The organism is Cupriavidus sp. OTU4054 (assembly GCF_038440175.1).
GTDB classification, from domain to species: Bacteria; Pseudomonadota; Gammaproteobacteria; order Burkholderiales; family Burkholderiaceae; genus Cupriavidus; species Cupriavidus pauculus_D.
Genome location: NZ_JASATF010000060.1, coordinates 1 through 9,615, shown reverse-complemented (window position 1 = coordinate 9,615; position 9,615 = coordinate 1). Strand labels below are relative to the sequence as shown.

8 protein-coding genes are annotated in these 9,615 nt (G+C 66.3%); all 8 read right to left on the bottom strand.

The genetic code is table 11. From position 1 onward, the window contains the following. Positions 1-86: 86 nt before the first annotated feature. Complete coding sequence (gene mnmG / locus AAHB16_RS32620; protein ID WP_342052930.1) at positions 87-2,027, bottom strand: tRNA uridine-5-carboxymethylaminomethyl(34) synthesis enzyme MnmG; 1,941 nt, start codon at positions 2,025-2,027, stop codon at positions 87-89. A gap of 194 nt (positions 2,028-2,221) precedes the next feature. Then, positions 2,222-2,959: an ABC transporter ATP-binding protein gene (locus AAHB16_RS32615; RefSeq protein ID WP_223851356.1), complete on the bottom strand. Its 738-nt coding sequence runs from the start codon at positions 2,957-2,959 to the stop codon at positions 2,222-2,224. Next, positions 2,952-4,802, bottom strand: a complete 1,851-nt coding sequence (locus AAHB16_RS32610) for a branched-chain amino acid ABC transporter ATP-binding protein/permease (RefSeq protein WP_446718159.1) — start codon at positions 4,800-4,802, stop codon at positions 2,952-2,954. Before AAHB16_RS32610 ends, AAHB16_RS32615 begins: the two co-directional genes overlap by 8 nt. A 9-nt stretch (positions 4,803-4,811) precedes the next feature. Then, a complete protein-coding gene (locus AAHB16_RS32605; RefSeq protein WP_342052929.1) occupies positions 4,812-5,855 on the bottom strand; it encodes a branched-chain amino acid ABC transporter permease in 1,044 nt (347 codons plus the stop codon). Positions 5,856-5,859: 4 nt separating this feature from the next. Then, the gene (locus AAHB16_RS32600) at positions 5,860-7,020 is read right to left on the bottom strand and encodes an ABC transporter substrate-binding protein (RefSeq protein ID WP_342052928.1); all 1,161 of its coding nucleotides are present in this window, start codon (positions 7,018-7,020) and stop codon (positions 5,860-5,862) included. Between the two features lie 336 nt (positions 7,021-7,356). Then, a complete protein-coding gene (locus tag AAHB16_RS32595; protein ID WP_342052927.1) occupies positions 7,357-7,869 on the bottom strand; it encodes a hypothetical protein in 513 nt (170 codons plus the stop codon). A 287-nt stretch (positions 7,870-8,156) separates the two neighbouring features. Then, a complete protein-coding gene (locus AAHB16_RS32590) occupies positions 8,157-9,203 on the bottom strand; it encodes a branched-chain amino acid ABC transporter permease (RefSeq protein ID WP_150373375.1) in 1,047 nt (348 codons plus the stop codon). Beyond that, on the bottom strand, positions 9,203-9,615 hold a 413-nt coding region (locus AAHB16_RS32585; RefSeq protein ID WP_342052926.1), incomplete at its 5' end, for a branched-chain amino acid ABC transporter permease. The genes AAHB16_RS32590 and AAHB16_RS32585, both read right to left, overlap by 1 nt.

Genomic DNA, 9,615 nt, shown 5'->3' with positions numbered 1-9,615 from the left:
TTGTTGGCCGGCGGGGTCCCCCGCGGCCCACGCTGTGCGGTCGCATCCACGACCGCACGGCCTGCCGAATAACGGGAGCCCCCCACTCAGGCTGCCTCCTGGCCACCGGCCGCGGCAGCGCGACCCATGCCCTTCTTTTTCAGATGCACCAGCAGCAGCGAGATGGCCGCCGGGGTGACGCCCGAGATCCGCGAGGCCTGGCCCAGCGTTTCCGGCCGATGCTGGTTGAGCTTCTGGCTGACCTCGAAGCCAAGCCCGCGAACTTCGGTGTAGTCGAAGCCGGCGGGCAGCCGCGTCGATTCGTTGGCCTCGAGCTTCTCCACCTCCGAGGCCTGACGCGCAATATAGCCGTGGTACTTGATGCCGATCTCGATCTGCTCGCGGATCTGGCCGACCAGCAGCGGGTCGGCATCGAGGGCCTGCTCGGGCGCGTAGCGCCCTGCCTGCATCGCCATCAGGGCCTCGTACGTGACGGCCGGACGGCGCAGCAGATCCGCGAGCGAATACTCGCGCTCGATGGCCTTGCCCAGCAACGGTACCGCGTCCGCCTCGGGCAGGATCGACGGGTTCACCCACGTGCTCTTGAGGCGCTCTGTTTCACGTGAAACAGCGTCGCGCTTGCGGTTGAACGCGGCCCAGCGCACGTCGTCCACGACGCCGAGCTCGCGGCCGATCTCGGTCAGGCGCATATCGGCGTTGTCTTCGCGCAGGCTCAGACGGAACTCCGCGCGGCTCGTGAACATACGGTACGGTTCGGTCACGCCGCGCGTGATCAGGTCATCGACGAGCACGCCGAGGTACGCCTGATCGCGGCGCGGCGCCCAGGCGTCACGCTCGCGCGCGAAGCAGCCCGCGTTAATGCCGGCCAGCAGGCCCTGTGCCGCTGCCTCTTCATAGCCCGTCGTGCCGTTGATCTGGCCTGCGAAGAACAGGCCCGAAATGGCCTTGCTCTCGAGCGATGACTTGAGGGCGCGCGGGTCGAAGTAGTCGTACTCGATGGCGTAGCCGGGGCGCAGGATATGGGCATTCTCGAGCCCGCGAATCGAGTGCACGAGGTCCAGCTGCACGTCGAACGGGAGGCTCGTGGAGATGCCGTTCGGGTAGAACTCGTTGGTCGTCAGGCCTTCCGGCTCCAGGAAGATCTGGTGGCTTTCCTTGCTCGCAAATCGATGGATCTTGTCCTCGATGCTCGGGCAGTAGCGCGGCCCTACCCCTTCGATCACGCCCGTGTACATCGGCGAGCGGTCGAGACCGCCGCGGATAACCTCGTGGGTACGCGCGTTCGTATGGGTGATCCAGCACGGCAGTTGTTGCGGATGCTGGCTCGGATGGCCCAGGAACGAGAACACGGGCACCGGATCGAGGTCGCCCGGCTGCTCTTCCATGACCGAAAAGTCGATCGTGCGCCCGTCGATGCGCGGGGGCGTACCGGTCTTGAGGCGCCCCTGCGGCAGCTTCAGTTCTTTCAGCCGGGCCGACAGCGAGACCGCGGCCGGGTCGCCCGCACGGCCGCCGGTGTAGTTGTCGAGGCCGACGTGGATCTTGCCGTCGAGGAATGTCCCCGCCGTCAGCACCACCGCGCGTGCACGGAAGGCAATGCCCACCTGCGTCATGGCACCGACCACGCGGTCGCCCTCCACCATCAGATCATCGACGGCCTGCTGGAACAGCATCAGGTTCGGCTGGTTTTCGAGGCGGGTCCGGATGGCCTTGCGGTACAGCACACGGTCCGCCTGGGCACGCGTGGCGCGGACGGCCGGGCCCTTGCTCGAGTTCAGAATGCGGAACTGGATACCGGCCTCGTCGGTGGCAGCGGCCATGGCGCCGCCCATGGCATCGACTTCCTTGACCAGATGCCCCTTGCCGATGCCGCCGATCGACGGATTGCAGCTCATCTGTCCCAGCGTCTCGATGTTATGGGTCAGCAGCAGCGTCTGGCAGCCCATGCGGGCGGCTGCGAGGGCGGCTTCGGTGCCGGCATGGCCGCCACCAACGACGATGACATCGAATTCTTTCGGGTAAAGCATGGGACACCTCCTCCGGGAGGTTATGAGCGGAAAATTTGGGATGTCGAATTATAGCGGCAATCGGGGGCCGGACTTTGGGCCCCTTCAATGTTTCACGTGGAACATCGTGTGGAACGCACATCGGAATCGCCGGCAGTGTTTCACGTGAAACACTGCGGCGGAACGCTTCTCAGGAAAGGCCGCCTCGTCGGGGCCTAGGCGACCGTGTGCCGCCCGAGCCCAAGATAGGCATCGACCACGCGCGGGTCGCTGGCCAGGTTGGTGGCCTCCCCTTCCATCACGATCTCGCCGGTCTCGAGCACATAGCCATAGTCCGCCACCCGCAGCGCGGCGCGGGCGTTCTGCTCGATCAACAAGGTCGCCACGCCGGTCTGCCGCAGGCGATCGATGATCTGGAAGATCTCGCGGACGATCAGTGGCGCCAGCCCGAGACTGGGCTCGTCGAGCATCAGCACACGCGGCCTGGCCATCAGCGCGCGGCCGATGGCAAGCATCTGGCGCTCGCCGCCCGATAGCGTGCCGGCCTCCTGCCGGGCCCGTTCGCGCAGACGCGGGAACAGGCCGTAGACCACATCCATCTGGTCGAGGTACGCGCGCTCCCCTGCCCGCTTCCGCCGGAACGCGCCCAGTACCAGGTTGTCCTCGACCGTCATGGCGCCGAACAGCTCGCGGCGTTCGGGCACGAGGCACATGCCAAGCGCCACGCGATCCTCGATCGGCAAGGCCGTGACGTCGTCGCCGAACAGCCGGATACCGCCGGCCGCCACCCCGTACGGGGGCAGCGCGCCCATCACGGCATTGAGCAGCGTGGACTTGCCCGCCCCGTTCGGGCCAATCACCGTGACGATGCTGCCGGCGGCGAGGCGCAGGCTGGCACCGTGCACGGCCTCGACCTTGCGGTAGCGCACATGGAGGTCGTCGATCTCAAGCACCGTCGATGTCCCCCGTACCCAGATAGGCTTCGAGCACCGCAGGATCGCGTTGCACCTGCGCCGGCGTTCCTTCCGCGATGCGCGCACCGAACTCCATCACGACGAGGCGATCGGTCAGGTTCATCACGAAATCCATGTCGTGCTCGACCAGCAGCACGCTCATCCCCTCGCCCCTGAGCTTGCGCAGCAGCGCGGCCAGCGCCTGCTTCTCCAGGTGGCGAAGTCCCGCGGCCGGCTCGTCGAGGAGCAGCATTGCCGGATCCGTACACAGCGCACGCGCGATTTCGAGCACGCGTTGCTGGCCGAGCGCGAGGCTGCCCGCTTCGTCATGGAGACGATCGCCGAGTCCGACGCGCTCGAGCTGGGTACGGGCCTCGAACAGCAGCTTGCGTTCCTCCTCGCGGTTGACGCGCAGCATTGCCGCCACCACCCCACCCTGCGGAGCGAAGTCGCCGCGCAGGTGCGCGCCCAGCGCGACGTTTTCCAGCACGGACATCGACGGCAGCAGATGCACGTGCTGGAAGGTACGGCCGATGCCGCGCGCGACGATTTCACGTGAAGGACGGTTGGAGATGAGGTCGCCGCGGTAACGCACCTCGCCCCCCGTCAGCGACGCCACGCCCGTAATCAGGTTGAACGTGGTGGACTTGCCCGCGCCGTTCGGGCCGATCAGGCCGACGATCTCCCCCGCGCGGACCTGGAAGCTGATGTCGTTGACCGCGACCAGCCCCCCGAACTGCTTGCGCGCCTCGCGCACGTCGAGCAGCAACTCGCCGGGCTCGGGTTTCTGGCGCGTCGGCAGTGCCGGTGCCTCATCGGGGGCGTGGACACGCGGCCCCGCGGGAAACCATCGCGACAGGTAATTCCAGATGCCATCCGGTGCGTACTGGAGCAACAGCACCATCAGCACGCCGAACACGATAATCTCGAAATTCCCGGTCGACCCGAGCAGCCGGGGTAGCAACCCCTGCAGCGCGTCCTTGAGGATCGTGAGCACGCCGGCGCCGACGATGGCGCCCCACACATGCCCCACACCACCGACGACGGCCATGAACAGGTATTCGATGCCGTGATTGAGCCCGAACGGCGTGGGATTCACCGCGCGCTGCAGATGCGCATAGAGAAACCCAGATATGCACGCCAGTATTGCCGCGATGACAAATACGACCACCTTCATCCATCCCGTGGATACACCCATGGCCTCGGCCATCGTGACACCCCCCTTCAGCGCACGGATCGCACGGCCGGGCCGGGAGTTCAGCAGATTGGCGGACAGCAGCATGGCCAGCAGGACGACGCACCAGATCGCGTAGAACATCGCGCGGCCCGACTGCAGCGGGACGCCGAAGACGGACAGCACCGGTATGCCGGTCAGGCCATCGTACTTGCCGAGGAACTCGAGATTGCCGAACAGATAGAACAGCGACAGGCCCCAGGCGATCGTCGCGAGCGGCAGGTAATGCCCCGACATGCGCATCGTGATGGCGCCGATCAGGCTCGCGCAGCAAAACGTCACCACGAGCCCCGCCAGCAACCCGAACCACGGCGACAGACCGAACTGCGTGGTCAGGTACGCGGTACTGTAGGCGCCGAGCCCCACGAACGCGGCCTGTCCGAACGATGTCATGCCCCCGACGCCCGTCAGCAGCACGAGGCCGATGGCAACGAGGCTGTAGAGCCCGATGTAGTTGCCGAGCGTGATCCAGAACTCCGGCGTGGGCAGCACGGGCATGGCCGCAAGCGCGGCCACGAAGAGCGTGGCGAGCACGCGGTGCCATGGCAGGCGCGCACGCGCGCGACGCGCGTTCGCCGCCGGTCCGGCGACGGGCTCCTCGGTCAGCATCGTCACCGCCTACTCCTCGTCTTCGACGCGCTTGCCCGTGAGCGAGCGCCACAACAGTACCGGGATGATCAGCGTGAACACGATCACCTCCTTGAACGCGCTCGCCCAGAACGACGAGTACGACTCCAGCAGGCCCACGAGCAACGCGCCCGCCGCCGCCACGGGATAGCTCGCGAGGCCGCCGACGATCGCGCCCACGAATCCCTTGAGCCCGACCAGGAAGCCGGACTCGTAGTAGATCGTCGTCAGCGGCGCGATCAGCACGCCGCAGAGCGCACCCATTGCAGCGGCCAGCGTGAACGACAGCCTGCCCGCCTGCGCGGTGCCGATACCCACGAGGCGCGCGCCGAGCCGGTTCACCGCGGTCGCGCGCAGCGCCTTGCCGTGAATCGTATGTTCGAAGTAGCCGTAGAGCGCGCCGATAAGCAGCGCGGACACGCCGACGACCCACAGGCTCTGGCCCGACACGCTGAGCGTGCCGACCTCGAAGCGCGCATCGGAGAACGCGTCGGTACGCGAGCCCTCCGCGCCGAACATCGCGAGGCCAAGTCCCACCAGCGCGAAGTGCACGGCCACGGAGACGATGAGCAGCACGAGCGTGCTCGCTTCCGCGAGCGGCTCGTAGGCGAGCCGGTAGAGCATGGGGCCGAGCGGTACGACCACGAGCAGCGTGAGCGCGATCTGCACGGGCATCGGCAACGGCTGCGTGCCAACGGCGTGCACGATCCCGTGCACCGCGAGCGGAAAGAACAGGTATTTGCCCGCCAGCACAAGCAGCGCGCGCCAGCCGAACCGATGCCTTCGCGCCAGCAGGATGACCTCGCGCACGAACGTCAGCGCGCCCATGGCCACCAGCAGCCACGTCGTGCGCGGCGCGTGGCCGGCCTGCATGGCCGCCAGCGTCAGCGCGCCATAGGCAACGAACTCGCCTTGCGGAATGAAGATGACGCGCGTGACCGAGAACACGAGCACGAGCGCCAGCGCGAGCAATGCGTAAATGGCGCCGGTCGTGATGCCGTCCTGCGCGAGAATGGCCGCGATAGAGAGGTCCATGTGCTCATCGCGACTGCAGCTTCCACTTGCCGTCGACGATCTGCACCATCACGCGCGAGCGCTGGTCCATCCCCAGATGATCGGTCGCGCTCATGTTCATGATGCCGTGCGAGACCGCGAGGTCCTTCGTCTGTTCGAGCGCGTCGCGCAGGGCCTTGCGGAACTCCCTGCTGCCCGGCTCCCCCTTCCTGAGCGCTTCCGGAATCGCGTGTTGCAGCAGCAGGCCCGCATCCCACGCATGGCCGCCGAAGCCCGACACCTGTCCGCCGAACGCTTTCTCGTAGGCCGTCTTGTAGGCCATCGCGGGCTTCTTCACGGGATTGCTGTCGGGCAGCTGCTCCGCCACGAGCAGCGGGCCCGCCGGCAGGAACGTACCCTCGCAATCCCTGCCGCAGACGCGCAGGAAGTCGGCATTGGCCACGCCGTGCGTCTGATAGATCTTGCCCTTGTAGCCGCGCTCCTTGAGCGTCTTGGCGGGCAGCGCCGCGGGCGTACCCGATCCTGCGATCAGCACCGCGTCCGCATTGGCGCTCATCAGCTTGAGCACCTGGCCCGTCACCGACGTGTCGGTGCGCGCAAAGCGTTCATTGGCCACCACGCGGATCTTGCGCAGGTCCGCGACCTTCGCGAACTCCGTGGCCCACCCGTCGCCGTACGCGTCCGCGAAGCCGATGAACGCCACCGTCTTCACGTTGTTGTTGGTCATGTGCTCGGCGATCGCCGTGGCCATGTGCGAGTCGTTCTGCGGCGTCTTGAAGACCCACGCGCGCTTGGTGTCCATCGGTTCGATCAGCCGCGCCGACGCGGCCATCGCGATCATCGGCGTACCGGTTTCGGCGGCGATGTCGATCATCGCGAGCGAGTTGGGCGTCACGGTGGAACCGACGAGCACGTCGACCTTGTCCTCGCTGGCGAGCTTGCGCGTGTTCTTGACCGCGGTGGTGGTATCCGAGGCGTCGTCGAGCACGATGTACTCGACGGTCTTGCCGCCGATCTGCTTCGGCATGAGCGTGAACGTGTTCTTCTCGGGAATGCCCAGCGAGGCGGCGGGACCCGTCGCGGAGACCGTGACCCCGACCTTGATCTGGGCGGCCGCGCCGCCAGTGACCCCAGCGAACAGGCAGGCAGCGGCAAGCGCCAGCAAGCTGGCACGCTTCAATCTCATGTCCTCTCCTTCCGTGGCAGAAATGAAAAAAGGCATCCGCCGCCTTCCGGCCGGCGGATGCCTCCAGTCCTGATATGGGCCCGCTTGTCATGATCTGGCGGACTCTGTGTGGCGGTCGCCGGGCGCATCGCTGGCGCCCTCGCCGACTTGTCCCGGAACGACGCATGCGCAGAGCGATGAAGTACGTCCCGTTTTTCCCGTCCTGCGCGGCTCTTACCCCGGAGTGCGCAGCTGCATTCGCCGACCGCACGGTCGGGAATGCGAATTCAGTCTAACAGAGCGATTTGGCGCGGGAAGGCGGATTAACCCGAGTGTGGGCCGATTGAAACGGTGGCGCTATCCCAGCAACTTGGCTGCCGGCATGCAGTCGCGCCGCCACAGCCCGCTGGCGTCGCGCACGAACCCCTGGGGTGCCTCGGCCCCGGGCAGTAGCGTGGGCGCTGCCAGGAGATGACGGATGCCGTGCGCGCGGCACCAGTCGGCGAGGAGCCCGATGCAGGCATCGAAGCTTTCGCGGGCGGCTTCGCTGCCCGGCATATCGCACCACCAGTCGGCCACCATGGCCACTCGGCCCGCAAGGGTGAGGTGGTGGATCAACGTGGTGGCCATGAGCGCGCGCACCGGATTGGTGCCATCGGCGGCCTCGCGCATCACACAGACGCCCTGTCCGCTCTGCGCGAGCAGCGCCTCGAGCGCCAGACGGCGCGCCCGAGCCTCCGGTACGGGCAGTGGACGCCACACGGCGAGCCATGCGTCGAGGCGATCGGCATCGGCCGATTCGGCGACACGGAGAAGGGGCGCGGGGACAGCGCGATCGGAAGAGGTAGCGGAAGACGTCGGAGAAGGCATGGGAATGGACGACAATGAGACGCGATACGGACGTGAACGGGCTGGCGCTCGCATCGTCCCTTCGGTACCGGGAAATAAAAAAGGCGTTGCCGAATATTATCGGCAACGCCTTTTATCTATTTGGCACATGCTACCCGACACCGGGTGCGCGCCTTGTCGTCTCCTCGCTTCCGCCTCCAAGTAACCTGCGAAAACCGTATATGCAATGTAACTAAGCGGTGCGTCCGAGACAAGCTAGCAGAAACCCTAGCCCCAAAAGCGGGCACTCACGCGCCGCATGAGTGCCTTCAGTGCTTCTTGCGGCTCGTAAGCGCGATCAGCTCGCCCATGATCCCGCGGCGGAACGTGAGCACGCAGATCACGAAGATGATGCCGGTGACCATCGTCACGGACTCGCCCAGCACGCTGAACCAGCCGATACCGGTCGCCGAGGCGAGGAACGCGCCGATATCGCCGAGCTTGTTCTCGAGCGCGACGATGACGAACGCGCCGACCACGGGGCCGGACAGCGTGCCCAGGCCGCCCACCAGCGTCATCAGGATCACCGAGCCCGACATCGACCAGTGCACGTCGGTCAGCGTCTCGAAGCCAAGCACGAGCGCCTTGATCGAACCAGCGAGCCCCGACAGCGCGGCCGACAGCACGAAGGCCATCAGCTTGAACTTGTCGGTGTCGTAGCCGAGCGAGGTCGTGCGCGGTTCGTTCTCCTTGATCGCCTTCAGGATCTGCCCGAACGGCGAATGCACGGTGCGTACGATCAATGCGAACGCGGCCACGATGATCACGAGCGCCACGTAGTACAGCGTGAGGTCGTCGGAGAGCGACAGCACGCCAAACAGCTTGCCGCGCGGAATCCCCTGCAGGCCATCTTCACCGCCCGTGAACGGCGCCTGCAGGCAGATGAAGAACAGCATCTGCGCGAGTGCGAGCGTGATCATCGAAAAGTAGATGCCCTGGCGGCGAATCGCGAGCGAGCCGACCACGTAGCCGATGGCCGCGCCCGCCGCGGTGCCGAGCAGCAGCCCGATCTCGGGCGTCACGCCCCACACCTTCATCGCCTGCCCCGCCACATAGCCCGCGCCACCGAAGAACGCGGCATGGCCGAACGAGAGCAGGCCCGTAAAGCCGATCAGCAGGTTGAACGCGCAGGCAAACAGCGCGAAGCACAGCACCTTCAGCACGAACACGGGATACGCGCCGACGAGCGGCGCCGCGATCAGGCCCGCGAGCAGCAGGCCATACAAGACTTTCTTCTGCACGCCGCTTCCTTCCTTGATGCCGTTGGCGCTCTTCGCAACGGCGGGCTGACCCGCCTGTCCGGTAACTCCGCTCATTATTTCTCCCTCCCGAACAGACCGGCCGGGCGCAGCAGCAGCACGATCACCATGATGAAGAACACCACCGTGGACGATGCTTCAGGATAGAACACCTTGGTCAGGCCCTCGATGACGCCGAGGCCCAGGCCCGTGAGAATCGAGCCCATGATCGAACCCATGCCGCCGATCACGACCACCGCGAACACGACGATGATCAGGTTCTGGCCCATGAGCGGCGAGATCTGGATGACGGGCGCCGCGAGCACGCCCGCGAACGCGGCCAGCGCCACGCCGAAGCCATACGTCAGCGTGACCATGAGCGGCACGTTGATGCCGAACGCCTCGACCATCTTCGGGTTTTCGGTGCCGGCACGCAGATAGGCGCCGAGCTTGGTCTTCTCGATCACGTACCACGTGGCGATACAGACGA